This window comes from Streptococcus rifensis (assembly GCF_053203525.1).
Genome location: NZ_JBRUCW010000012.1, coordinates 49524 through 75294, shown reverse-complemented (window position 1 = coordinate 75294; position 25771 = coordinate 49524). Strand labels below are relative to the sequence as shown.

Genomic DNA, 25771 nt, shown 5'->3' with positions numbered 1-25771 from the left:
AGGCCTTTGAACCTGTCCTCATCGACGGTAAGGCCCTTCGTCTGCACCCATTGGTGTGTGAGGCCTACAACGCCGACTTTGACGGGGATCAAATGGCGATTCACGTGCCCCTCTCAGAAGAGGCACAAGCAGAAGCCCGTATTTTGATGCTCGCTGCAGAACATATCCTTAACCCTAAAGATGGTAAGCCAGTGGTAACCCCATCTCAAGACATGGTCTTGGGGAATTACTACTTGACTATGGAAGAAGAAGGCCGCGAAGGCGAAGGTATGGTCTTCAAGGATGCTAATGAAGCTGTTATGGCCTACCGCAATGGCTATGTGCACTTGCACAGCCGTGTTGGTATTGCGACAGATAGTCTTGACAAGCCATGGCTTGAGGATCAAAAACACAAAATCTTAATGACGACTGTTGGTAAGATTCTCTTTAATGCCATCATGCCTGCTGAGTTGCCATACTTGCAAGAGCCAACGAACGCTAACTTAACCGAAGGTGTTCCTGCTAAATATTTCTTGACTCCGGGTCATGATATTAAGGCTGAAATTGCTAAATTGGACATCAATCCACCATTCAAGAAGAAAAACTTGGGGAACATCATCGCAGAAATCTTCAAACGTTTCCGTACCACTGAAACCTCAGCTCTTCTTGACCGTCTCAAGGACTTGGGTTATTATCACTCTACCCTTGCTGGTTTGACAGTTGGTATTGCAGATATTCCTGTCATTGAGGATAAGGATACTGTGATTGAAGCTGCTCACGATAAGGTGGACATGATTACTAAGCAATTCCGTCGTGGTTTGATTAGTGATGAAGAGCGCTACAATGCTGTCACCAATACTTGGCGTGAAACCAAGGAAATCCTTGAAAAACGCTTGATTGAAAAACAAGATCCGAAGAACCCAATTGTTATGATGATGGACTCCGGTGCTCGTGGTAACATCTCTAACTTCTCGCAACTTGCGGGTATGCGTGGATTGATGTCAGCGCCGAACGGTCGTATCATGGAATTGCCAATCCTGTCTAACTTCCGTGAAGGTCTCTCCGTACTCGAGATGTTCTTCTCAACGCATGGTGCCCGTAAGGGGATGACCGATACGGCCCTCAAAACAGCCGATTCCGGTTACTTGACCCGCCGTTTGGTTGACGTGGCACAAGATGTTATCATCCGTGAGGATGACTGTGGCACAGACCGTGGTCTGGACATCACCTCAATTACTGATGGTAAGGAAATGATTGAGCCATTGGAAGAACGTCTGCAAGGTCGTTACACTAAGAAAACAGTCCGTCACCCTGAGACTGGCGATGTGCTTATCGGTGCTAACACGCTCATCACAGAAGATATTGCTCGTCAGATTGTCCAAGCTGGTGTTGAGCAAGTGACCATTCGCTCTGTCTTCACATGTAACACTCGTCATGGGGTTTGCCGCCATTGTTACGGTATCAACTTGGCGACTGATGATGCGGTTGAAGTGGGTGAGGCTGTCGGTACGGTTGCTGCCCAGTCTATCGGTGAACCAGGAACTCAGTTGACCATGCGTACCTTCCACACGGGTGGTGTAGCCTCGAATACTGATATCACCCAGGGTCTCCCTCGTGTCCAAGAAATCTTTGAAGCCCGTAATCCTAAAGGAGAAGCGGTCATTACAGAAGTCAAAGGAACAGTTACTGCTATCGAAGAAGATGCGTCAACTCGTACCAAAAAAGTCTTCATCTCAGGACAGACAGGTGAAGGGGAATATGTTATTCCTTATACTGCCCGTATGCGAGTGGAGGTTGGTGATACTGTCAACCGTGGTCAGGCTTTAACAGAAGGTTCTATCCAACCGAAGCGCTTGCTTGAAGTTCGTGACGTCTTGTCTGTGGAAACTTACCTTCTTTCTGAAGTTCAAAAAGTTTACCGTAGTCAGGGGGTAGAAATTGGAGACAAACACATCGAGGTTATGGTGCGTCAAATGCTCCGTAAAGTGCGTGTCATGGATCCAGGGGATACAGATCTTCTCATGGGGACCTTGATGGACATCACAGATTTTACAGATGCTAACCGCGAAGTGGTTATCTCTGGTGGTATCCCAGCGACAGCGCGTCCTGTTCTGATGGGGATTACCAAGGCTTCCCTTGAAACCAACTCCTTCTTGTCAGCCGCATCCTTCCAGGAAACAACGCGTGTCCTTACCGATGCAGCGATTCGCGGTAAACGTGATCACTTACTTGGCCTTAAGGAAAATGTTATTATCGGTAAAATTATTCCAGCTGGTACAGGTATGGCCCGTTACCGCAATATCGAGCCACTGGCCATCAACGAAGTTGAATTGATTGAAGCTGAAGAACTAACGGAAGAAGCAGTTAGTCCAGAAGCCGAATAAAAAGAGTAAGTCAGGAAGTTTTGATTTCCTGGCTTTTTCTAATTGCTAGAAATCAAAACTATAAGTCATTAATTTTTAATACTAAATCAAAACCTGAATCACCAATGGTCATCAAAAAAATATCAGTTTAATTAATACAATAACGAAAAACAAATCTTTGAGCAGACAATCGCTTTTAGGTTTTTAATTTAAATAAGTATAAACATTAAAAATTAGACATTTTTACCAAGGGAACCTTCTCTTTAGGAAATGTTATGAAATAAACCTAGTATAATCATGCAAAAGGTGGTATAATAAAACAATATTGTGTGGAGGTTATTATGGATTATATTTTAGAGGTCTTGCCCAACCTGCTAAAAGGAGCGGGAGTCACAGTCCATCTATTTGTCCTTGTTTTAGTGTTATCAATTCCTCTAGGTGTTGTCTTAGCCTTTTTACAGAGAATTGCCTTTAAACCCTTGCAATGGTTCCTACAAGTTTATGTCCTAGTCATGCGGGGGACACCGTTATTATTACAGTTAATCTTTGTTTACTATGTTCTGCCAAGTGTCGGTATAACATTTGATCGGATGACCGCAGCGATTATCGCCTTTACCTTAAACTATGGGGCTTATTTTGCAGAGATTTTCCGAGGGGGAATTGAAGCTATACCACCTGGTCAGTACGAAGCAGCCAAGGTTCTCAAGTTAAGTTCTTTTCAAACAGTTCGCTATATCGTCCTTCCTCAGGTCATTAAAATTGTCCTTCCAAGTATTTTTAACGAAGTTATAACCCTGGTCAAAGATACCGCCTTGGTCTATGCTTTGGGTGTTGGAGACCTCCTCTTAGCCAGTCGAACAGCAGCTAACCGTGATGCTAGTCTTGCGCCTATGTTTATTGCAGGGGGCATCTATCTTCTGATGATTGGGGTGGTAACACTGGTTTCTAAGAAGGTAGAACAACGCTATAATTATTACAAATAGGAGGAATCATGTTAGAACTAAAACATATTTCAAAACGATTTGGCGACAAACAGATTTTTTCAGATTATAGTTTGGAGATTCCTACTGGAGAAACATTGGCAATTGTCGGGCAGTCCGGTGGTGGGAAAACGACCTTACTTCGAATGCTAGCTGGTCTGGAATCGATTGATTCAGGCGAATTAGTCTATAATGGGGAAACGCTTCCTCTAGAGCACTTGGAAGAGGCTAACTTACTAGGATTTGTCTTTCAAGATTTTCAGCTCTTTCCGCATTTATCGGTAATGGAAAACCTGACGCTATCGCCAATGAAGACGATGAATCAAACCAAGCAAGAAGCTGAAAACCGTGCGAATGCCCTCTTAGAGACCTTGGGCCTAAGTCAGCACGCGTCGGCCTATCCTTATTCATTATCGGGAGGTCAAAAACAGCGGGTTGCCTTGGCTAGAGCCATGATGATTTCACCAGAAATGATTGGTTTTGATGAACCCACGTCTGCACTTGATCCGGAATTAAGACGCGAAGTGGAACGGCTCATTCTTGATAATAAAGAATCAGGAATTACCCAGATTGTTGTGACACATGACATGACTTTTGCGCAAACAATTGCTGATCGTATCATTACCATCGAGCCAAAACATTTCTAATGATCAGCTAAGCAAAAACAACATAAACTTTTAAAAAATAGGAGAAACATGATGAAAAAAATCCTTAAAGCAGCTGCCTCCTTGGTAGCCATTCTTGGCCTTGCGGCCTGTGGAACTAAGACATCGAATGATGCTCAGACAGATAGCTGGGAGCAGATTGAACAAGCAGGCAAAATTACTATTGGGTTTGATAATACCTTTGTACCAATGGGCTATGAAGATACTTCTGGGGAAAATGTCGGTTTTGATATTGATTTAGCCACTGCCGTTTTTGACAAATACAATGTTACCATTGAATGGCAACCGATTGATTGGGACCTAAAAGAAACAGAGCTTAATAATGGCAATATTGACCTCATTTGGAATGGCTATACAGCGACAGATGCGCGTCGTGAACTCGTTCTCTTTACAGAGCATTACATGGCAAACGAGCAAGTACTCGTGACCAAAAAAAGCTCAGGTATCACCAACACAGAAGGCATGACGGACAAGGTCTTAGGCGCTCAGGCGGGATCTTCAGGCTATCAAGTGTTTACAGACGAAGCGAGTGTGCTTAAAGAGTTAGTGGCTACCAATGATGCCAATCAATACGCAACCTTTAACGAAGCTTTAATCGACCTTAAAAATGAACGGATTGATGGTCTTTTGATTGACCGTGTTTATGCCAATTATTACTTGGCTCAGGAAGGTATTTTGGATGATTACAATGTCATTGTACCGGGTTACACCAGTGAAGCCTTCGCTGTCGGTGCTCGTAAGGCAGATAAAACCTTGGTGGACAAGATTAACCAAGCCCTAAAAGAACTCTATAGAGATGGAACTTTCGGCGAAATTTCATATAAATGGTTTGGTGAGGATGTCGCAGCGGACGACATCAAATAAGTAGAGAAAGAGTCTCAAAGAGGCTCTTTTTTTTGATATAGTAAAAAACTTCACATATTCTTTACAGCAAATGCATCAAAACAAGAAATAAATAGATTAAACTAACACTTGTAAAAAGAAAATGAGGAGAATCTTATGACATTCAACCGAAAATTGCTTCAACGGCTAGGGATCATTTTAGCGTCATCTACGCTTATTTTGACAGCTTGTGCGACACCTTCTCAGACAGAAAAGGCAGGCTCTGCGACTACAACAGAAACTGTAGCAGACACTTCTTTAGATATCGCAGTAGCAAATGATGCCGAGCTCGCTAAAGAAACTGCTGCTGGAAAAGAAGTGGAGATGTACGACACCGAACGTCCTAAAACAGAAGATTATTCAAAGGTCAATCAAAACCAAGCCAAATATGTCTTTATGTTTATAGGGGACGGGATGGGCGTTACACCGGTTACTGCAGCGGAAAATTACCTCGGGTTTACACGGACAAATGCAGGAGAAGTTTTTCCAGATCGGATGAATTTTACAGAAATGCCAGTTGTCGGATTGAAAACACAGTTTGACTGCCATTCCTTTATCCCAGACTCAGCATCAACAGCAACCGCTTTTGCGACGGGGATAAAGACACAGACTAACACGGTTGGGTTAAGCGGAGATTTTTCAAAGGCGGCAGATTCAGTTGCTGAAAAAGCAAAGCGTGCTGGAAAATCTGTCGGTATTCTTTCGACGGTAACCTTGAACCATGCCACACCAGCTGCCTATTATGCCAATGAAGAATCTCGTAATTCCTACTACGAGATTGGTGCTCAGATGGCAGAAACTAATTTTGACTATTTTGCAGGCGGCTCTTTAAAGCATCGGACAGGTAAAGAGAAAGATCAAAAAGATCTCTTTGATATCATGAAAGACAATGGCTATACAATTGTTGAAACCGCGGCAGATGCTGAAAAAATAGACAAAAATTCTGAAAAAGTTTATTGGGTAGCTGAAGAACTTCAGGATGACGGTGCCATGACCTATGCTATTGACAAGACGGAACAGAGCCAGAGTTTTAGTGATATGGTGGCTAAAGGCATTGAAGTGATGGAGGATAATCCAGCTGGCTTCTTTATGATGGCAGAATCTGGAAAAATCGATTGGGCTGAGCACGCAAACGATGGTGTAACCACCATGGAAGAGGTTATTGATTTTCAGGAATCCATCCAAGTTGCTATTGATTTTTATAACGAGCATCCAGACGATACCTTAATCGTTGTTACTGCTGACCATGCGACGGGTGGTTTTACCATTGGAAATGAATCAACTGGTTATGAAACTTATTTTGATTTGCTGACCAATCAGAAAGGATCACAAACCGCCTTCAATGATATCGTTGCTTCAGAATTGGAAAAAAATCCAAACATGACGTTTGAAGAATTTGCTCCAAAGATTGAAGAATTCTTTGGACTGATTCTTGATGCAGATGCACCAACAGAAATGATTACAAATGCTGAAGAAGAAGACTATTTGAAGGTTCAAGCTGAGAATCGTTTACGGTGCTCAAAAGAAGAATATGAAGCGCTAAAGGCTGCCTTTGAAGAATCTAAGAAGGATTCTGCAGATCAAAACACCAATTATGGTGGCTATATACCAGTTTCCATTACAGCAACTCGAATCATTAATAAAAAGGCTGGCTTAGCATGGACTACAACGGATCACTCTGGAGAGAAGGTTCCTGTTTATGCCATGGGTTCAGGTGCTTATATGTTTGATGGTGAATTTGATGATACCGACATTGCGATTCGTGTTGGAGATGCTATGGGCTTTAATGGCAAAGTGACGGGGCCAACAGATGGTGGTGAAACCGAAAGTCTTAAACCAACTGGTGTTGGTCTTGCTGCACCAAAATCGTAACCAATGGATGGGATTTAATAAGGCATAAGGGTCAGGGACGTGTCCCCGCCCTTTTGCTCATAAAGAGAGGTAGTTGTGAGAAAGATTACATTTGTCTGGATTGCTTTATTGATGTTGGTCGGTTGTGAACAGGCTCAAAACACCTTGTCATCGCAAGAGAGCTTACAACAGGCTGAGGTGGTAAGCTTAAAAAAAGTATTCAAGCAAGAAGAAATTTTATTACCAGACCAATTATTTAATAAAAAGAGCTTGGCTAGCTATGAAGACATGTATGCTTACTTAGAAGGTTTATATGGAAAACCGGTTGATTTGGAAAAAACAGAGTCTGCTGAGGGCATTTATTTAAAAGTTGCCTATTTTTTAGATGAACAGACAGGAACTCAATATTTCGCTGGACAAAATACAATACCGGAGTATGGGCAACTTTCATACAGTTATTTTGGAATCATTGCCTATTCACCAGAAGCTTTAGATGTGGCACTTCAAAAAACAGATTATTATGCTTACAAAAAACAGATTTTAGTTAGCAATTCTCATAATCCTTTTTACCATAATGGAACTGGCATAACTTATCGTAAGTTAGCGGTCACAGATGATGAGATGGCCTATGGTATTTCCATTTTTGATGAGAAAGAGTATACCCTCTATAATGAAGCAGTTTACCAAAAAACGGAGTAAAAAATGGCAAGAAAGCAAAGATTAATGCTTATCGTGAAGGGGCTCTTCCTCCTTTTTCCAGTCGCCCAATCTCTACTGATTATTGGAACAAATCTTGGAAATCAATCAGGCGGGCAGACCCTTTCACATCAAGGACACACCCATTTTCCACTGGCATCAAAATCGACTACTAATAAGTCACCAATAGTTGGTCATGTTCACCAAACAGCTCAAACAACACCCGATACACCTTGGAATCTTAGTAAAGCAGAGAATCTTAGGCAAAAGTTGATGACTTATAGACCTGTTGGTCAAGGAAACTATAAAGAATATTTTATGGGGAATGGTATCGACTGGCAAGGGACAGAACTGCCTAAAGGCCTCGTTCAAGAAAAGGGACAAACTCTTGTTGATGGCAAGGCTCAGAATTTTCACTATTCTCAGACTGCAGAACAGCCGGGATGGCATATCGTAGCTGTTTTTTCAAATCAAGAAGATCCTTCTGCGGAGTTGAAACATACCTACCTTTTTATAATTGCTAATGGTCAAGGTCCAATAGTGCTAGAACCCCAAGGAAGAGAAGGGAATCAACTTCATCTAACGAGTCAGGTGGATCAGGAAGTACAAGCCTTGTTTAAATCTGTTGTCGATGGAGAGAGGTAGAAAAAGATGTTAAGTATTAGATTAGAAGATAAGGAAAAAAACCATAGATGTCATCACCATCATAATCATCATTTGAGTCATCATTTGGGAGTTGATCATAACTCCCAATCGATAAGTCGGCAAATGGGAATTGTTGGTCTTATTAATTTGGCCTTTGCTGGGATGGAACTTTTTTTTGCTGGACGATTTCGATCGACAGCTCTTTTTTCAGATGCCATTCATGACTTAGGAGATGCTATTGCTATTGGTCTGTCTTGGTTTTTTGAAAAAGTATCAGGATTACCAGCAGATGATCAGTACCCTTTGGGGTACCGACGCTTTTCCCTGTTAGGAGCCTTAATTTCATCTAGTGTGATGATTGTAGGTTCCCTAATTGCCATAACGTTCGGTTTACTATCTCTTAGAGATCCTTGGCCTGTCAACTCTAAAGGCATGCTTATCGTTGGAGTCTTAGCGGTCTTTGCAAACTTAGTATCTGCCTATGTCTTGAGAGGGAAAGATTCAGTAAACGGCAATATGTTGAATCTTCATCTTTTAGAAGATGTGTTAGGGTGGATAGCTGTTATTCTTGTAGCCCTCATCTTACAAGTCAAAGACTGGTATTTTTTAGACCCACTCTTATCTATCGGAATCGGGCTGACAATGTTGATTAAAACGGTACCGACTTATTTAGATATTTGTCAAATTTTCCTTACAGGATTACCTAAATCGATAGAATTAACCAGAATTTATGAAGCGGTTGAAAAAGTTTCAGGTGTTAGCCAAATCGTAACGAAAATGCCCATCACAACAGATGGACGAACGCTCATCATGGGGTTAAAAATAGAAACGGCCCTAACATCAGTAGCGGAGCAATATCGGTTGAAAAAGCAGGTTAAGGAACAACTCGAATCTTTGGATGTCAGACAGAGTTTCATTGAGCTAATACCTGAGAAAAGGCAACGATTAGAAGGGCACCAGTAAGATAAGTGGATTAGAAGAAGGATGTCATAAGCAAATTTTTTCCTATTTTTCAAATTTTCAGATATAATACGATACATAAAGGGAGTATGAGACCATGTATCAAGTGATTGAATTATTTGGAGATTATGAACCTTGGTGGTTTATAGAGGGCTGGGAAGAAGACATTGTAGGATTTGAACTTTTCGATTCCTATGATGAAGCGTTTAGATTTTACCAAACGAAGGGCGAGAAATTTGCGCAACTTTTTCCCAAAAAAGAGGAAAAATTAGATCATTCAGACCACATATCCATGATAGCTTTTTGGAATCCTGACGAACAGCGTTGGTGCGAAGAATGTGGTGAAAACTTGCAACAGTTCCATTCCCTGCTAATTAGAACGGTATCTGAAATGGTGACACCTCGCCTAAAAAATGTGTCAAAATCTTCAACTAGGACTAAAATTTGTCGCCTGCAAAAGAAAACCTAGCATACTGATTAAAAAAGTTGACTTTTTGTCGACTTTTTTTATTTTGTTACGAATGAAGAAGTAGATGAGTGATGGATGAGATATAATTCCAATATTTACGATTGAGGGACAATAGGAAAAGGAAAATGATGAGTAGCTTTGAGAACCAAACGTTAGAAAGGAAGATAAATGGTACAAGAACGTGCAAAACAATTGATTGCTGACGCAGTGAAAGATCGTATTAGCGACCTCTATTTTTTACCTAAGGATACCCATTATGAATTGTATCAACGCAAAAATGATGAACGGGAATTCGTTGGAGACTTTCCCTATGATGAGATGCAGGCCATGGTGGGGCACTTTAAGTTTGTTTCTGGCATGAATGTTGGTGAGAAGCGCCGCAGTCAGTTAGGTTCCTGTAATTATGATTATGGGGAAGGAACAGTATCCATGCGTCTGTCGACCGTCGGTGATTATAAAGGGCATGAGAGTTTGGTCATCCGACTTATCTATGACTTGGATAAAGACCTGTCTTTTTGGTTTGAGAATGTCAAAAAATTATCAGATGATGTGAAAGGCAGAGGGCTATACCTTTTTTCGGGTCCAGTTGGGAGCGGCAAGACCTCTCTGATGTACCATTTAGCTCGCCTCCGTTTTCAAGGCCAGCAGGTCATTACAATTGAAGATCCTGTAGAAATCAATCAAGAGGACATGCTTCAATTGCAACTCAATGAAACAATTGGGTCTACCTATGATGATTTGATTAAGTTATCCTTACGCCACCGACCGGATTTGCTGATTATCGGGGAAATCAGGGACACCCAGACAGCGCGTGCCGTTATGCGGGCTAGTCTGACAGGTGCGACAGTTTTTTCGACCATCCACGCCAAATCGATTAGCGGTGTCTATGATCGCTTGATTGAATTGGGAGTCAGTTCGGAAGAATTAAAAAATAGCCTTCAGGGCATTTATTATCAACGCTTATTAGCAGGAGGAGGTATCGTAGATTTTGCCGACCAAGACTTTGAAAATTACCAACCGACCAAGTGGAACCAGCAGATTGATCAGCTTTTTGAAGCAGGACATCTCTCTGAGCTCCAATGGCAAAGTGAAAAAATTAAAACTGCTTAGGCAGAAAAAAGTCATTGCACTCTTTAACAATCTCTTTAGTTCGGGCTTTAATCTGACTGAGATTGTTGACTTTCTAAAGCGTAGCCAACTGCTCAGCGATCCTTATACAGCAGTTATGCAGGAAGGACTTGTAGCTGGTCAGCCGTTTTCAATCATCATGAAATATTTGGGCTTTTCAGACCAAGTGGTGACTCAGCTGAGTCTGGCTGAACTCCATGGCAATCTTTCCTTGTGTTTGGAGAAAGTGGAGGGGTATTTAGGACAAGTTTTAACGGTAAAGAAAAAACTAATCGAGGTTGCGACTTATCCTGTTGTCCTCCTGAGTTTTCTGGTTCTGCTCATGCTAGGGCTAAAAAACTATATCTTGCCCCAAATGTCCGATGGCAATGTTGCGACAGTCTTAATCGGACATTTCCCAACCCTCTTTTTAGGAACAGCTTTATTCCTCTTGCTACTGACGATTTGTGTGAGGCTTTGGTTGAAACGGACCTCACACCTGCCGGTCGCTTCTTTTCTAGCTAAACTTCCTGGATTAGGTCGCTTAGTCAGACTCTACTTAACGGGCTATTATGCTAGAGAGTGGGGGAATCTGATTAGTCAAGGACTGGAGATGACTCAGATTTTAGACATCATGGTTGAGCAACCCTCTAAATTATTTGCTGAAATCGGTCAGGATATGTTGTCAAGTCTGTCTAACGGCCAAAGTTTTCACGAAAAAGTCAAGGATTATCCTTTTTTTGAAAAGGAGCTTTCTCTCATGATTGAATACGGAGAAGCCAAATCCAAACTCGGTCAAGAATTAGCTATCTATGCTCAAGATTGTTGGGAGCGTTTCTTTACTAAAATCAATCAGCTGATGCAGTTGATCCAACCCCTTGTCTTTATCTTTGTCGCCCTTATTATCGTGCTGATCTATGCAGCCATGCTCTTACCTATTTATAATAATATGGAGGTTCCCTTATCATGAAAAAATTAAAAGAAAAGTGTTTAAAAGTTAAGGTCAAGGCCTTTACCTTGGTCGAGATGTTAGTTGTCCTTCTGATTATCAGTGTCTTACTCTTGCTTTTTGTACCTAATTTAACCAAGCAAAAAGACAGTGTCACAAAGACAGGAAACCAAGCGATTGTCAAGGTCGTGGAAAGCCAGAAGGAGCTTTATGCCATCGCTAATCCAAACGCCGGAGAACCCAGTGCTGAAACCTTAGCAAGTGAGGGCTATATCACCAATGAACAACTTGATACCTATAACAAACACATCTCAGGTCAATAAGAGGTGGCAAGCCAAGGTCAAGGCTTTCACACTCTTAGAGAGCCTCTTGGTTCTAGCTATGGTGACAGGTATGCTGATGCTTCTGTCGTCTCAGGTGAAACCAGTCTTTGCTCAAGTACGTCAGCAGTTATTTTTTCTGGAATTTGAACACCTCTACCGCGAAACACAGCAACTCAGTCAGGCCCAAAATCAACAGCTGACTTTACAACTAACTTCTAATCAGATTACCAATGGCTACCAGACAGTAACCCTGCCAGAAGACATCACAGGCCCAAATCAGTCGGTTGTATTTGAGACGCATGGCGGAAACAATTCTCTCCAAAAACTCAGCTTTCAAACACCGACCCAAATGGTCCATTATCAATTGTATTTAGGGAGTGGTAAGTATAAAAAGACAACAGATTAGAGGCTATGTCCTCTTAGAAGCCTTAATCGCAACAGCCTTGTTTGCTATGTTGGTGGGACTGGTCCTGACCGAAATTTCAGCGAGTCGAAAACGTCAAGAGTCTTATCTCCAGCAGGAAGAAAGCTATCAGGTTGCCAAAATGGCCCTGCAAACAGGAGCAGATCACTTGACCCTCAATGATCAAGAAGTGACCATCTCTAAAAACGAGAAAAGTCTGGTTATTTTTCAGAAAGGAGAGATACTTGTCAGCATTAGTGAGCAGTAAGGTCAAAGCCTTTACCTTATTGGAATGTCTTGTAGCCTTGTTAGTCATCGCAAGTAGCCTCTTGGTTTTTGACGGGCTCAGCCGCCATCTGGCTCAGGAAGTTGCTTATCAAGTGAGGCAACCGACTAAGGATTGGTTGATTTTTTCCGAGCAGCTTCGCCAAGAGCTGGACCAGAGTCGCTTGGTCAAGGTGGACAATAATCGGATATATGTCAAAAAAGGACACCAGGAATTGGCTTTTGGTCAATCGCGTCAAGATGATTTTAGAAAGACCAATTGGGCTGGTCTAGGCTATCAGCCGATGCTACAAGGTATTGAGAGCTCTTCTATTTCAGAGGCAGACGGTCTACTTCATATTCACCTTATCTTTGAATCAGGCCTAGAAAAGGAGTTTGTTCATGCCATGGAAAAAGACCGTTAAGGCGGGAATCCTACTTTATGCCCTCTTGATGTTAGCGCTCTTTAGCCTTTTGTTGCAGTTTTACCTCAATCGCCAAGTTGCCCTTGCCCAAACCAACCAGGCCAACTCACACTCCTTAACAGCCTATGCCATGGCCCAGTATACCAAGAATAAACTGGCGGGAGAACTAGGAAATAAAGAAGAGGGCAAGCATTCGGAAGAGCCAAGGGAGGACATAACAGAAAATCTGGCTGAAAATGAAGACCTTGTTAAAGGAAGAAGCATTGAAAATGCCCAAGCGGACGATGCAGAGCAAAACCGAGACCCAGAACCTTTAGACAGTACAAATCAAGAAGAGCGAGAGCAAGAAGTCAAAAAGAGCGTGAATCAGGAGGAGACTACAGAAGTACCTTCTAAAGATAGGCCGTCAAGCGGGCAGATCACTTTTGACCAAGGGGTTGCTCAGTATCATGTTGAAAAAGGTCAATTAGCTGTGGCAATCCAGTTGGTGACTGGTCAAGAGTTCATGTACCAGTTTCCTATCAATAGCGAAAATCATTGATTTTTGATATGATAGGACTATGGATTTTGAAAAGATTGAAACAGCTTTTGAGCTGCTTTTAGAAAATGTACAACTGCTGCAAAATCAGCTGATGACCAATGCTTACGATGCCTTGATTGAACAGAATTTAGCCTATTTAAACGAGACCGTTCAGGACGCTATCATTATAAAAAACAATAGGGATTTAAAAGCATTAGATCTCTCCAATGAAGAGTGGCGAAGAGCTTATCAATTTTTGTTGATTAAACTGAATCAAACTGAGCCTTTACAGTACAATCATCAGTTCACGCCGGATAGCCTTGGTTTTTTAATAGCTTTTGTGATTGAAACCTTATTCTCAAAAAACCGTTTAGAAGTTTTAGAAATAGGCTCAGGTATTGGAAATTTAGCTAATACACTGCTCAATAATACTCAAAAAGAACTCGATTATTTAGGAATTGAGCTTGATGATCTCTTGATTGATTTATCTGCTAGTATGGCAGATGTTATGGAGTCGAAAGTTCACTTTGTCCAAGGCGATGCGGTTCGACCGCAACTTCTAAAGCCTTCTGATATTATTCTATCTGATTTGCCAGTTGGTTACTATCCAGATGACATTATTGCCAGTCGTTTTTCAGTGGCATCTAAAGAAGAGCACACTTATGCCCATCATCTTTTGATGGCTCAGTCTATCAAGTATTTAAAACCCAATGGCTATGCGATTTTCCTAGCACCTAATAATCTTTTAACGAGCGCCCAAAGTGACCTTTTAAAGGCCTGGCTTCAGGAGGAGGCACAACTGGTAGCTATGATTAATCTGCCAGAAACTCTGTTTGGAAAGAAAGAAATGGCCAAATCACTCTTTGTTTTTCAAAAGCCAAAGGCAGAGTTTCAAGAGACTTTTGTTTATCCGTTGCCGAGTATAAAGGATCCTGAAGCCTTACATAACTTTAGCCGAGTCTTTAAAAAGTGGGTTTTAGAATATGCAAATTAGGATAGAATCTGGTATAATGGTGGAAACGCTTTAAATAAAAAAGGGGAAATATCAATGTCAAAAACAATTGCAATAAACGCTGGATCATCAAGCTTAAAATGGCAGCTCTATCAAATGCCTGAAGAAACTGTTTTGGCCAAAGGGATAATCGAGCGTATCGGTCTTGAGGATGCGGTTTCAACTGTTAAATTTAATGGCCGTTCCGAATCTCAAACCTTGTCTATTAAGGATCATACAGTTGCTGTACAGCTTTTGTTGAATGATTTGAAACGCTTCGAGATTATCTCAGATTTCTCAGAAATTACAGGTGTTGGGCACCGCGTTGTTGCCGGAGGTGAAATCTTTAAGTCATCTGTTTTGATTGATGATGTAACGTTGAAGCAAATTGAAGAACTATCAAGTCTTGCTCCCCTTCATAATCCAGCCAATGCAGCAGGCATCCGTGCCTTTAAAGAAATCTTACCAGATATCACAAGCGTAGCTGTCTTTGATACTGCTTTTCATGCTACAATGCCAGAGACGGCCTACCGTTACCCGCTTGCTGATAAGTACTACACAGATTACCAAGTGCGTAAATATGGTGCTCATGGAACGAGTCATTACTATGTTTCTCAACAAGCGGCTGAAATCCTCGGTAAACCTCTTGAGGAGTTGAAATTGATTACAGCACACATTGGAAATGGTGTGTCATTGACAGCTATTGATGGAGGGAAGTCGGTTGATACTTCTATGGGCTTTACTCCACTTGCCGGTCCTATGATGGGAACACGGTCTGGGGATATTGATCCAGCCATTATTCCTTATCTTATTGAACAATTGCCTGATTTGAAAGATGCAGCGGCAGTTGTCAATGTCTTAAATAAGGAATCAGGGATTCTTGGTGTTTCTGGATTGACTAATGATATGCGGGACTTAGAGGCTGGTATGGCTGAAGGAAATGAGAAATGTAAGCTCGCATTTGATATGTTTGCTGACCGCCTTAAGAAGTTTATCGGTCAGTACATGGCGGTCCTAAACGGCGCAGATGCACTTGTTTTCACAGCAGGTATTGGAGAGAATGATACTCTCTTGCGTGAGAAAATTGTCAGTGAGTTGTCTTGGTTTGGAATGGACATTGATCCTGATAAAAATGTGTTTGGGAACAGTGGTATTATCTCCACAGATACTGCACGTGTAAAAGTACTGGTCGTCCCTACTGACGAAGAATTGGTTATTGCGCGTGATGTGGAAGCTCTCAAAGGGTAGCGAATCATTTATTACAAAGAAAAGGGACAAGCCTTCTGAGTGTTAACCATCAGGAGGCTTGTCCCTTTTCTTTATTTAAACATTCAATTCTTCACAACAACTGCTTGCTTATTAATAGTGCACACAACCTGCAACCCAACCAGTACAAAGGGCAGCAGTGATGTTGAAACCACCCGTATGACCATTGATGTCGAGAACCTCCCCAGCAAAGTGAAGACCAGGTATCTTCTTGCTTTCCAGAGTCTTGGGATTGATTTCAGTTAAGGCTACCCCACCCTTGGTCACAAAGGATTTTGGTAAGGACATTTTACCAGTAACTAGAATGGGGAGACCTTTAAGGCGATCTAAAAGTAAATCACGTTCTTTATGGGTGAGCTGCTTGCCTTTTTCTGGCAAGTCGTCACAATAGAACTCGGCCAAACGTTCTGGCAAAAAGGTTTTGAGGGTATTTTTAAGGGATTTCTCCCGATTTTTCTCTAAGAGACTGTCTAAATCCTGCTTGGAGTAGTTCGGGAGGACATCAAGAAAGATAGTTTCCCCACCAGAGACAAAGCTGGAAATCCGTTGGGCAGCAGGACCAGACAGGCCAAAATGGGTAAAGAGAAGATCGTGGGTAATCACATGTTTGCCGTAGGACAGAGTGACATCGTCCAGTGAAATTCCTTGGAGTCTTTTGTGGGGGAAGTCAGTCATCAAAGGACTTTCTGCCGCTTCAATCGGAGTGACCTCTAGTTTAAAGTGCCTTGCAATATCATGGCCGAAGCCTGTGGAACCTGTTGAAGGATAGGATTTTCCACCTGTCGTCACGATTAAGCGCTCGGCTTCAAAGGTTTGATCCTTGGTTTTAACAATAAAACAGTCTTCTGGCCGCTTGACTGAGACAACTTCAGCTTGAGTGGCGATGGTCACACCAAGCTTAGTCATCTCATCAACCAAGCACTGGATGATAGTCATCGATTTATCCGTAGTTGGAAACATTCGGCCGTGGTCTTCTTCCTTGAGTTTAACACCACGATCTTCAAAAAAGCGGATGATGTCCTGGTTGTCAAACTGGGAAAAGACACTGTATAGAAAGCGACCATTTCCAGGGATTCCAGCCATCAATTCTTCCAGCGTTCCGCAGTTAGTGACATTGCAACGACCGCCACCAGTTCCCGCTAGTTTTTTACCCAGTCTCCGATTTTTATCTAACAAAAGAGTGTTTTGTCCATAAACAACTGAACTGATAGCAGCCATCATACCTGCTGGACCACCGCCAATGATAATTGTATCGTATTTCTTCATAATTTTATTCTAACATAAAGCCCTGGAAAATTTGACAGGAAAGGCCTGATGTGATACTATCAAAGATGATATTATTTAGCTTGAAATTAGGAATAGGATTGATATGTCAGTAGAAAAAACCGTCAGTGAACTAGCCGATATTTTAGGAATCAGTCGGCAGGCCGTTAATAATCGGGTTAAGTCTTTTCCAGAAGAATTTGTGGATAAAAATGACAAGGGAGTGACCGTTGTTAACCGAGCTGGTTTGATTGAGCTGGAAAAACACTATAAAAAAACTATCTTTGAAGACGAACCAGTTAGTGAAGAGACCAAGCAGCGGGAATTGATGGAAATTTTGGTTGATGAGAAAAACGCTGAAATTATTCGTCTTTATGAACAACTCAAAATGAAGGATGAGCAAATCGCTGCTAAAGACGAGCAAATCCGCATCAAGGATGTTCAGATTTCTGAAAAAGATAAGCAATTGGATCAGCAACAACAATTGACAGCCAAGGCCATGAACGACCGAGATACCTTGAAATTGGAGCTGGATGAAGCCCAGGCTCAAGTAATAGCCCAGGCGGAAGCTCAAGCTCAGGAGCAAGAAAAGAAAGGGTTCTGGGCAAAGCTATTTGGTAAATAAGAAGGGGCCCGTAAGGGTCTTTTTTAGGAGCGAACTAAAATGAAAGATTTATCAAGCTATATAGCCTTAGATTTGGAATTTAACCAAGCCAATGGTATAGAGGAAATCATCCAACTCTCAGCAGTAAAGATGATTGACCATAAGGAAGTTGACCAGTTTGACAGCTATGTTTATACAGACACGCCCTTACAAAGTTTTATCAATGGTTTGACGGGAATTACAGCCGACAAGGTTGCTACTGCCCCTAAAATCTCAGAAGTCATGGCTTCATTTGCAGACTTTGTTGGAGACTTGCCATTAATTGGCTACAATGCTCAGAAATCAGATCTTCCCTTGCTATTAAAAGAGGGATTAGATTTGACTGGTCACTATCAAGTCGACCTTTATGATGAGGCCTCTGAGCGCAGGAGCACCGACCTCAATGGCATTATTAACCTGAAATTGACCAGTGTCGCAGATTTTTTAGGCATTAAGGGTCGCGGTCATAACAGCCTTGAGGACGCCCGCATGACAGCTCAGGTTTATGAAGCCTTCTTAGAGTTGGATGCCAATAAGGCTTATCTGGCTCAACAAGAGCAGGTTACTACGGATAATCCCTTTGCTGCCCTGGGTAGTCTCTGGGAATAAGGGAGATGTTGACAGAGCTGTCAACGAAGGTTCATACGATTTTTCAAAAAAATAAAAAATCCCCTAGGGTAAGGGCTTGCTAATGCCCCTAGGTCATGTGCTATAGTAAGGGCAGAAAGGAGGTGAGATGAAATGTCGTTAACCTACACAACAGGAGAAATGGCCAAGCTAGCAGAGGTTTCTGTCCGAACAGTTCAATATTATGACAAGCGTGGGATTCTTCAACCGTCCAGCCTAACTGAAGGTGGTCGTCGCTTATACAGTCAAGCAGATTTGGAACGCCTGCAACTCATCTGTTTCTTAAGAGAGCTGGATTTCTCGATTGAGCAGATTAGGTCAGTCCTAGCAGAAGACAATGCTGGTCAGGTTTTAGAAATGCTTGTAGAAGATCAAATTAGCCGTCTTAAGGCAGAAGTGTCTGACAAGAAAACCAAGCTTGACAGGACTGTAAAGCTTCTAAATAGCCTTAGTCGGAATCAGGCCAACTCCTTAGACTATTTGAACGACATTTCAAGGCTCATGAAAAATAAGGATAACTGGCGTCGTCTGCAATGGCGAATTTTATCAGGACTTTTCTTGATGTGTCTCATGTTTATTTTAGTCAATTATCTGTTTGCAGAGACAGGATACATGCCTTGGGTGATGGGGATAAGTTTGATGATCTTTTTGGCTAGCCTTTATCGATTGCAAATGTATTATCTATCAAAAATTGAATACCTTTGCCCATCCTGCCACAAGACTTTTGTCCCATCGTTTAAAGCGTTTGTCATTTCAGGTCATACGCCTAGGACCCGAATGTTAACCTGCCCCCACTGCAAAACCAAATCCTATTGTCTGGAATTGGCTAAAGAGGTGTGAAGGGGATTATTAAAAAAAGGAGCTGATCTCGTCAGCTTCTTTTTCAGTAGTCTTATTAGTGGTCACAGTAAATAGCTTTGAGGAGTTTCTTTAGCTAGAAGTGAAGCTGATGGTGTTGGTAGTCAGTCGACTGAGGAGACTATAAGACGGTAACCTCCCAGTTTGACTAATAAAAGAATTGACACTGCACTTATCACCAGAGTTAGACGAGAACGGCTGTTTTTTGAAATAAGTAACTTTATAGTATTTTTAACGCCAGAAGAGAGACTCTCTTAACAAGATTATAGTTTCTTGCTAGACAAAAGGAAGTCTTTGATAGCTTTTGCTACTTCATGGGGCCTATCGGTATGAGGGCTATGGCCAACTGGTAGCAATTTTTGGATATCAATGGTTTGGGGGAGTTGCTCTATCATCTCTGTTTTCCAATCAGGGCAGTTGCGTGTCTGTGGAATCAACAAGGTAGGACAGGTAACCTGAGGGAGAAAGCCTTGGCAATGCCGCTGAAGGGATAGCAGCTCCTTAAGAGCTGAGGGGTTCAGGTTTAATTTCCAGAGGCCATCTTCAGTTACTATGTAATTAGCCAAACTAGCTTTATGAAGGTTTTCAGACCAAAAAAGAGCATCTTGCTGTTCTTGGGCAATGATCTCCTCTGGATTTTGGAAGACTTGTTGTTCCAGATAAGCTCGAGTTTGTAGCCATTCGTCTTCTAGACTGACTAGGGCATCAAGATTAAAATAGCCACCATCGATAAGAATAAGGCTTTCTGTAGTCTTGTATTGGCTCGCTAAGTAGGAAAAAAGCATAGCACCCATTGAATGCCCAATCAGGTAAAAAGGTTCTGCTGTATTGACCCTCTCTTCAAACCAAAGGTGCAGGTCGATAAGATTAGTAAGAATCGTGTCAAAAGCCTCTCCATGTCCAGGTAATTCAAGAACTGTTACAGGAAAGGGCAGTTGACTAATCAAATCCATGGCATGATAGGGATTACTCCCAAGGCCACCTAAAAAATAAATAGGAATCATAAACTTATGATAACATAAAAAACGCCAAACGGCGCTTTTCAGCTTTAATAGTATTCCCCTTGGCGGTAGTTCCAAGAGTTGAAATGATCGGATAAGTGCATCATAATCTTGTCAATATCAAGGCCTTTGCGGATAACAACTGGACAGGGCTCGATGGAACGACTATCCGCTCCTTGCTCAGGAATTAAGGTTCCCTCTGCATCTACCATTGAGACCATGACCCCTTGTTCGTAGCGCGTTTCAATGGTTTTGTCAGGCTGGATAGAAGCCACGTAATCATCTGCCTCCAAAATGAGATCGACCTTGGAAGCAATGCGTTCACCAATTCCTTCGACCTTGCCACGGTTTCCTTTACCAGATGGGTTAGCTGAAGAAGCGTAGACCATCTTTCCTTCAGATTCCCACATTTCCTTGGCAATTTGTTCCCCGGCGACCCCAAACTTAATCACAAAGCAGGAGGTGCCTCGCACATCGGTCATCAATTCTTCACGGCCATCCCCGTGAGCTTTGAGTTTTTCAAAAGCTTCTGGTTTCCATGGCAAAATGCAGCCAAGAAGAATATCTTCATCCCAATGCTTTTGGTAAAAGGCATCAATTTCAGGTGTTAGCTGCGCGAGTTCACGTAATTCCTCCATGCTGCCACAAAGGACAACACCTGGTTTGTTGCGTTTACGTTCTTTAGCGTCAAATTTACGTTCCAATCCCTCTTTATCGCTGGTCATAATGATATAGCCGACCTTGGTCGGACAGACAATAAGGCCACCAGGGTTTTGAAGAATAGCAAGGCCTTCTTTAGAAAGATTACCATCCCAATGCAGTTGTTTAGTCATAAAACTCCTCATTTCTAATCGGAAAATTCTATTGAAAATTTCAATTTTCAGATAATTCATATTATAACAAAAATAAAAGAAAAAGCAAGCCTGGTAGACCTACTAAAACAACTCCTTTAAAATCATAATAGAGCTTAAACTTGTCTTGACTGGGTGAACCATTTTGGGCATCTTTAGCCTAACGACTAGAAGGGGAGTTTGCCTGCAAAAGCACCCATAGACTTTTCTGTAGCTTTGTCGATTTGAGTTAGGGCATCGTTAACAGCTTGAAGCGTCATTTCTTGCAGGGTTTCCAGATCGTCAGGATCAACGACATCAGCCTTAAAGTCGATGGCTTTTAAGGTTTTATCCCCTGAAAAGGTTGCGATCACTAAGTCTTGGGCAGACTTACCGACAAAGTCAGTTGCTGCTAACTCTTTTTGACTGCTTTCCATCTGTTTTTGAAGCTTTTGAGCTTGTTTCATCATTTGTTGCATATTCATCATAAGATTTTCTAGATTCCTTTCGTATCAAGGGGTTAGACCCTCTTGTTAAATTTTCGTTGCCTTATTTTGCCTTATTGTTAAAAATTTTCAAAGGCAGAGGCGATTTCTTTTTGTTGAGTTGGAAATAAATGTGAATAGATATTTATTGTAGTGTTAATAGAGCTATGTCCTAATCGTTTCATCAAAGTAAAGAAAATGTAGTCTTTACCCTCTCCATTTCGTAAACCTTGAGAAACTAGAAATGTAGCATGAGAATGTCTGAAATCATGGTTGCGAATTAATTTAAGATTTTTGGGCATGCGTTTCTTAAGTACGACTCTGAAATTAGAGACATTTGGACCAGTCAATACTTCTGGAGTTGCTTGAAAAATTTGTAGACTACTTGGATTATCAGTAAATTCATTTAGTAGCTGAGACTGTTTTTCTTTCCATTGCTTTAGTTCTTCCGCGAAGGCACAATGTATATAAATCCGACGATTGGATTGTGTAGTTTTAACAGTTCCTATATGTACTTTTCCATTACGATAGTAGGCTGAATAACGAATATCAATGTACTTTTCATCAAGATTGACCTGTTTCCAAGTCAAGGCTAGTGCTTCACCAAGACGTATCCCAGTAAACATCAGTACCCGATACAAGAGTTGGAAAGGGTATTCATGCTCTTCAAAAAGTGCATCAAACTGTTTGAACTGCTCAGGGGTATAGTACGCCATTTCTTTATGTTGCTGTGGCAATCGTCTCAATCCATTACAGGGATTATCTTGACGAATACGATTGGCAATTGCAACATCAAACATTTTGTGGACGAAAATCATTTGTTGATTAACATGAGAGTTAGTTAGTGTTCCACCTTTTACACTAGGTTGGCTTTTAAGCCAATTTCTATATTCTTTGATGTCCGTGATGGAAACAGCTCGCATGTCCGCATTTTTGAAGTATTTAGACATGTATACTCGATAGTAAGATTCTTGACTATCTATTGTTCCTCGTTTATTGCCTCGAAGCTCATCTTCTTCTTTAACGAGTGAGTATAGATAGGAAACAGAAACTTTATCTTTATGAGTGACTTGATGTAGCTTATTGATACGATAATCTGCCTCATATCGTTCAGCTTCTTTGCGTGTTTTAAAATCTGTTTTTCTGTGACGTTTTTGTTCGCCAGTTACGGCATCATAACCGTCGCTAATATCCACCTTCCATTTTTTATTTTGTTGTCTAGTTACTGCCATTTGAAACTCCTTTTTCAAGAGCAGTATCTTCTTGTACGTTAGCTATTATATCATGTTTTTGGGATAACTCAAAACCAAGAATGTCTTCGATAGTTTTGATTGGGACTCGTCCGATACGTTTGTTATTGTACCAAGAAAATCCTTCAGAAACTAATCTTACTTTGGCTTCTCTGATAAGTTTTTGGGCTTGAGATTCAGAAAATCCAGTTAGCTTAACGATATCATCTTTGTTTACGATACTAATCATTTTTTTGCCTCTCATACTTTCTTTCAAATAAAATCTGTGAGATAATGGGCAAGGGATAAGTTTGCCTTATCTTCACATTATTCAGCGTTCTTTCTTCTTGGTTTCTTGGCGGATTCTGGGGAAGAAGGAGCGTTTTTTATATAAAAAATTTGGGAACTATATACCAGTTTACACTAACCACAAGATGTGGTATCTATGAGAAAAATAAAAAAGGCGACTTCCGAATGGAAATCGTCTTTTGACTTATCTAAATTCATCAGGATGTTCGGTCATATACTCTACCAACCATTCCATACCATAAGCTATCTCAAAGGTTTCTAAAATCAGAGAAAGGTCTGGTTGAAAACCATATTCTTTGAGTTTATTGATAACCTCTTTTATAGAGCGAATTTTAGCCAACTTAATAATATCGCCTGCATCTTGTCTATCCCTATCTCGCCCACTATCTAATTTCATCCCAAGAATATAGGATAAGGGCGGTACAAGAACAGTCAAATTTGAGTAGCTAAATGCTTTTATGCAGATAGAACGTGGTGGTATTTTATTCATATTTGCAACGTTATTATTTAGCCACAATTCATCAGGTTCATTTACTCCAAAATCATCGCCGACTTTTTTGATAATACTTCTGATTTTAGCATCTTCTTGATAAAAGGCATCTACATCTTGTGTTCCTCGTAAATCATAATACTCAAGAACAAATCCACCTACACAGATAATCTCAAGTGTAATATTTTCTGTGGTAAGTCCACTGTTCAGAGCGTCAAAGAGAACTTTTTTATCCATAATTTCCCTCTCTAAACAACTTTAAAATATCTTTAGGCGGTGTCTTACGATTTGCCTGTAAGACATGTTCTCGTGTATGAGTGCCTTCGGTTAAAGCATCTTGCAAGGTTATTTTTTGGAATGGCGTTACATTTGGATTCTTTAGTAATTGCTCAACATCATCAGCTGTTAGTTTGGTTTCGCCATCTTGAATAACCTTGTAAAGATAGCGAAACCATAAATCGCCATCTTTTTGAGCATGTTCGCTGGCACGAACCATGTAATCATACCAAGTTGTCATTGTGAATTTCCTCCATCAACTTCTCCCAATAACTATCAATGTCTTCTGATATGGGACGAAGAGTTTCTTCTGCGAGCATTCTATCCGTATGGCGAATGCTTTTTGCTGTTTCTTGATTGTATCTTTGCTCTATCTCATTATCGCTAACAGACCGAACATAGATAGGAGTACCATCTAAGACTGTTTAAAATTCAATCGTATTGCCCATGATTTACGCTCTCTTATCATTAAATTTCAAAGCAACTAACAATTTGTTATCAAAATCAGATAATTCTTTTTCTTCTTTGTAGATATAGATGCTATAGTCTGGTAGTTTTCGATTGTACTTTTTCTCAAAGAATTGACAAAAGTCTTCTTTTGTTTCCGATACATCTGCTAATGCCTCTAATTCAGCTATTCGCTTGGCAATACTTTTACGGTCAATTTGTTCCAAATTGTCGTACACGCAATCTTTTGTTAAATAGGCATAAAAAGAACGATGTTCTGTTACAAAATCTATAGAGAAAATAGCTTTCCATAATTTGGTGTATTTACTATAAAAACCATCTGAAATACTAACTTGGAAAGGGATAAGCTTGCTATCTACTCGCCGAGCAATAGACCGCTCTAGTTCAAAGTGTAGTTCTTTTGTATCAGTAACCATTGATTAACTCCTTGTAAGTTGTGCGTACACCAGCGTTTAACAATAACAAATTAAATCGTTGGCTGTCAGAGTAATCACGAGTATTGTAACGAAAAACAAATTCATCAACATAATCTTGAAGGTGTTTTTTAGACCATGAGTGATAGATACCGAGAACACCACGCTTCAATCCAGCCCAAAAGCCTTCGATAGTATTTGTATAAGCATCTCCATTAACATACTCCCTTGCCCCATGATTCACATAGGCATGTGCGTACATATCCGCAACTTTATTATACCCCAACCATTCATCAGTGTAAAGTTGAGCTGTACGTTTGACGTATTTGATAATCTCATCTGTCAAGGTTTGCGTTTTGGTATCTGAGACATGATGGGCATTTACTTTACCTTGACGTTGTACCATTCCTACGACCGCAGATTTATCTTTCAACGAACGACCTTGAGCATTCTTGACCTTTTTAGAATGATGACGATTCTTATTTTTACCACCAATATAAGTCTCGTCCACTTCAACAACATCATCTAGGTCATTATTGTTTTCAGAACCAAAACACTTGCGAATACGTTCCAACATAAACCAAGCTGTTTTCTGGGTCACATCAATGTCTTTTGCCAGTTGGACAGATGAGATACCCTTTTTGTGGGAAGTGACCATCCAAATTGCCATAAACCATTTTCGTAAAGGAGTTTTAGTATTTTCAAAAAGCGTATCTGTTTTGACATTGAAGTATTTTTTCGTGTTCACACAACGATATTTATTGCCTTTACATTTATAAACTTTTGATGTAGCATCAAAAGGGCTGACAACAACATCACCCCAGCGTAATTCTTCCAAATGGTCTATACATGCTTGCTCTGTCGGAAAAGCTGATTGTAAATCAAATAATGACTTAAACTCAAATTTCATAGACTAAACTCCTCTGTTGATAATTCAATTTTAGCACAAGAATGAAATAAAGTCAAAAAAAGTGTAAACTTCTGCTATGCAAGTTCTGAAAATTTTGGTATAATAGGAGTATCAAAAAGTAAAGGAAATGATTGATATGAACGCAATCACAGCTCACAGCTCACAGCTCACAGCTCACAGCTCACAGCTCACAGCTCACAGCTCACAGCTCACAGCTCACAGCTCACAGCT

31 protein-coding genes are annotated in these 25771 nt (G+C 40.9%); 21 read left to right on the top strand and 10 right to left on the bottom strand.

Annotated features, from left to right (window positions below; genetic code table 11):
• From rpoC to ACVRYP_RS08120, 18 genes are all read left to right on the top strand, one after another.
• On the top strand, positions 1 to 2363 hold a 2363-nt coding region (gene rpoC / locus ACVRYP_RS08205; protein WP_447468247.1), incomplete at its 5' end, for a DNA-directed RNA polymerase subunit beta'.
• A gap of 320 nt (positions 2364 to 2683) precedes the next feature.
• Positions 2684 to 3325: an amino acid ABC transporter permease gene (locus tag ACVRYP_RS08200; protein ID WP_447468246.1), complete on the top strand. Its 642-nt coding sequence runs from the start codon at positions 2684 to 2686 to the stop codon at positions 3323 to 3325.
• A gap of 8 nt (positions 3326 to 3333) precedes the next feature.
• On the top strand, positions 3334 to 3969 hold the full coding sequence (locus tag ACVRYP_RS08195; protein WP_447468245.1) for an amino acid ABC transporter ATP-binding protein: 636 nt from the start codon (positions 3334 to 3336) through the stop codon (positions 3967 to 3969).
• A 51-nt stretch (positions 3970 to 4020) separates the two neighbouring features.
• Complete coding sequence (locus tag ACVRYP_RS08190) at positions 4021 to 4851, top strand: transporter substrate-binding domain-containing protein (protein ID WP_447468251.1); 831 nt, start codon at positions 4021 to 4023, stop codon at positions 4849 to 4851.
• Positions 4852 to 4986: 135 nt separating this feature from the next.
• On the top strand, positions 4987 to 6741 hold the full coding sequence (locus ACVRYP_RS08185) for an alkaline phosphatase (protein WP_447468244.1): 1755 nt from the start codon (positions 4987 to 4989) through the stop codon (positions 6739 to 6741).
• 75 nt (positions 6742 to 6816) lie between these two features.
• Positions 6817 to 7419, top strand: a complete 603-nt coding sequence (locus ACVRYP_RS08180; RefSeq protein WP_447468243.1) for a hypothetical protein — start codon at positions 6817 to 6819, stop codon at positions 7417 to 7419.
• Between the two features lie 3 nt (positions 7420 to 7422).
• Complete coding sequence (locus ACVRYP_RS08175) at positions 7423 to 8061, top strand: DUF4767 domain-containing protein (protein WP_447468242.1); 639 nt, start codon at positions 7423 to 7425, stop codon at positions 8059 to 8061.
• A 6-nt stretch (positions 8062 to 8067) separates the two neighbouring features.
• Positions 8068 to 9024: a cation diffusion facilitator family transporter gene (locus ACVRYP_RS08170; RefSeq protein WP_447468241.1), complete on the top strand. Its 957-nt coding sequence runs from the start codon at positions 8068 to 8070 to the stop codon at positions 9022 to 9024.
• 94 nt (positions 9025 to 9118) lie between these two features.
• A complete protein-coding gene (locus tag ACVRYP_RS08165; RefSeq protein ID WP_447468240.1) occupies positions 9119 to 9490 on the top strand; it encodes a DUF1033 family protein in 372 nt (123 codons plus the stop codon).
• A 168-nt stretch (positions 9491 to 9658) separates the two neighbouring features.
• Positions 9659 to 10600: a competence type IV pilus ATPase ComGA gene (comGA, locus tag ACVRYP_RS08160; RefSeq protein WP_447468239.1), complete on the top strand. Its 942-nt coding sequence runs from the start codon at positions 9659 to 9661 to the stop codon at positions 10598 to 10600.
• Positions 10530 to 11567 carry a competence type IV pilus assembly protein ComGB gene (gene comGB, locus ACVRYP_RS08155; RefSeq protein ID WP_447468250.1) on the top strand — a complete coding sequence of 346 codons (1038 nt, stop codon included), beginning with the start codon at positions 10530 to 10532 and terminating at the stop codon, positions 11565 to 11567. Before comGA ends, comGB begins: the two co-directional genes overlap by 71 nt.
• Positions 11564 to 11869, top strand: coding sequence for a competence type IV pilus major pilin ComGC (gene comGC / locus ACVRYP_RS08150; protein WP_447468238.1), 306 nt, complete (start codon positions 11564 to 11566; stop codon positions 11867 to 11869). The genes comGB and comGC overlap by 4 nt, the downstream gene beginning before the upstream one ends.
• Complete coding sequence (gene comGD / locus ACVRYP_RS08145; RefSeq protein ID WP_447468237.1) at positions 11826 to 12275, top strand: competence type IV pilus minor pilin ComGD; 450 nt, start codon at positions 11826 to 11828, stop codon at positions 12273 to 12275. Before comGC ends, comGD begins: the two co-directional genes overlap by 44 nt.
• On the top strand, positions 12247 to 12540 hold the full coding sequence (gene comGE / locus ACVRYP_RS08140) for a competence type IV pilus minor pilin ComGE (RefSeq protein WP_447468236.1): 294 nt from the start codon (positions 12247 to 12249) through the stop codon (positions 12538 to 12540). Before comGD ends, comGE begins: the two co-directional genes overlap by 29 nt.
• Positions 12518 to 12961: a competence type IV pilus minor pilin ComGF gene (gene comGF / locus ACVRYP_RS08135; protein WP_447468235.1), complete on the top strand. Its 444-nt coding sequence runs from the start codon at positions 12518 to 12520 to the stop codon at positions 12959 to 12961. The genes comGE and comGF overlap by 23 nt, the downstream gene beginning before the upstream one ends.
• Positions 12939 to 13502 (top strand): competence type IV pilus minor pilin ComGG, encoded by a 564-nt coding sequence (gene comGG / locus ACVRYP_RS08130; RefSeq protein WP_447468234.1) that lies wholly within the window; start codon positions 12939 to 12941, stop codon positions 13500 to 13502. Before comGF ends, comGG begins: the two co-directional genes overlap by 23 nt.
• A 19-nt stretch (positions 13503 to 13521) precedes the next feature.
• Entirely contained in the window at positions 13522 to 14475 is a 954-nt protein-coding gene (locus tag ACVRYP_RS08125; protein WP_447468233.1) for a class I SAM-dependent methyltransferase, read from the top strand.
• Between the two features lie 54 nt (positions 14476 to 14529).
• Entirely contained in the window at positions 14530 to 15720 is a 1191-nt protein-coding gene (locus ACVRYP_RS08120) for an acetate kinase (RefSeq protein ID WP_447468232.1), read from the top strand.
• Between the two features lie 111 nt (positions 15721 to 15831).
• On the opposite strand, the gene aao is transcribed toward ACVRYP_RS08120, so the two are convergent.
• Positions 15832 to 17004 (bottom strand): aminoacetone oxidase, encoded by a 1173-nt coding sequence (aao, locus tag ACVRYP_RS08115; protein ID WP_447468231.1) that lies wholly within the window; start codon positions 17002 to 17004, stop codon positions 15832 to 15834.
• Positions 17005 to 17107: 103 nt separating this feature from the next.
• On the opposite strand from aao, the gene ACVRYP_RS08110 reads away from it, so the two are divergent.
• The 3 genes from ACVRYP_RS08110 to ACVRYP_RS08100 all read left to right on the top strand — a co-directional run bounded on the left by ACVRYP_RS08110 (position 17108) and on the right by ACVRYP_RS08100 (position 19111).
• Entirely contained in the window at positions 17108 to 17626 is a 519-nt protein-coding gene (locus tag ACVRYP_RS08110) for a DUF536 domain-containing protein (RefSeq protein ID WP_447468230.1), read from the top strand.
• A gap of 39 nt (positions 17627 to 17665) precedes the next feature.
• On the top strand, positions 17666 to 18253 hold the full coding sequence (locus ACVRYP_RS08105) for a 3'-5' exonuclease (RefSeq protein WP_447468229.1): 588 nt from the start codon (positions 17666 to 17668) through the stop codon (positions 18251 to 18253).
• Between the two features lie 132 nt (positions 18254 to 18385).
• A complete protein-coding gene (locus ACVRYP_RS08100; RefSeq protein ID WP_447468228.1) occupies positions 18386 to 19111 on the top strand; it encodes a MerR family transcriptional regulator in 726 nt (241 codons plus the stop codon).
• Positions 19112 to 19392: 281 nt separating this feature from the next.
• Here the strand turns inward: ACVRYP_RS08100 and ACVRYP_RS08095 are convergent, their stop codons facing one another.
• The 9 genes from ACVRYP_RS08095 to ACVRYP_RS08055 form a co-directional block, all read right to left on the bottom strand.
• The gene (locus ACVRYP_RS08095) at positions 19393 to 20133 is read right to left on the bottom strand and encodes an alpha/beta fold hydrolase (RefSeq protein ID WP_447468227.1); all 741 of its coding nucleotides are present in this window, start codon (positions 20131 to 20133) and stop codon (positions 19393 to 19395) included.
• A 44-nt stretch (positions 20134 to 20177) separates the two neighbouring features.
• Entirely contained in the window at positions 20178 to 20963 is a 786-nt protein-coding gene (locus ACVRYP_RS08090; RefSeq protein ID WP_447468226.1) for an L-threonylcarbamoyladenylate synthase, read from the bottom strand.
• A 185-nt stretch (positions 20964 to 21148) separates the two neighbouring features.
• Entirely contained in the window at positions 21149 to 21448 is a 300-nt protein-coding gene (locus tag ACVRYP_RS08085; RefSeq protein WP_447468225.1) for a YbaB/EbfC family nucleoid-associated protein, read from the bottom strand.
• Between the two features lie 77 nt (positions 21449 to 21525).
• Positions 21526 to 22677: a site-specific integrase gene (locus ACVRYP_RS08080; protein WP_447468224.1), complete on the bottom strand. Its 1152-nt coding sequence runs from the start codon at positions 22675 to 22677 to the stop codon at positions 21526 to 21528.
• Positions 22664 to 22924: a DUF3173 family protein gene (locus tag ACVRYP_RS08075; RefSeq protein WP_447468223.1), complete on the bottom strand. Its 261-nt coding sequence runs from the start codon at positions 22922 to 22924 to the stop codon at positions 22664 to 22666. Before ACVRYP_RS08075 ends, ACVRYP_RS08080 begins: the two co-directional genes overlap by 14 nt.
• A gap of 243 nt (positions 22925 to 23167) precedes the next feature.
• Positions 23168 to 23710, bottom strand: coding sequence for a DUF6036 family nucleotidyltransferase (locus ACVRYP_RS08070; RefSeq protein WP_447468222.1), 543 nt, complete (start codon positions 23708 to 23710; stop codon positions 23168 to 23170).
• On the bottom strand, positions 23703 to 23990 hold the full coding sequence (locus ACVRYP_RS08065) for a hypothetical protein (protein ID WP_447468221.1): 288 nt from the start codon (positions 23988 to 23990) through the stop codon (positions 23703 to 23705). Before ACVRYP_RS08065 ends, ACVRYP_RS08070 begins: the two co-directional genes overlap by 8 nt.
• Positions 23991 to 24201: 211 nt before the next feature.
• Positions 24202 to 24633, bottom strand: a complete 432-nt coding sequence (locus ACVRYP_RS08060; protein ID WP_447468220.1) for a hypothetical protein — start codon at positions 24631 to 24633, stop codon at positions 24202 to 24204.
• The gene (locus ACVRYP_RS08055) at positions 24623 to 25540 is read right to left on the bottom strand and encodes an IS1595 family transposase (protein WP_447468219.1); all 918 of its coding nucleotides are present in this window, start codon (positions 25538 to 25540) and stop codon (positions 24623 to 24625) included. The genes ACVRYP_RS08060 and ACVRYP_RS08055 overlap by 11 nt, the downstream gene beginning before the upstream one ends.
• Positions 25541 to 25771: the final 231 nt, after the last annotated feature.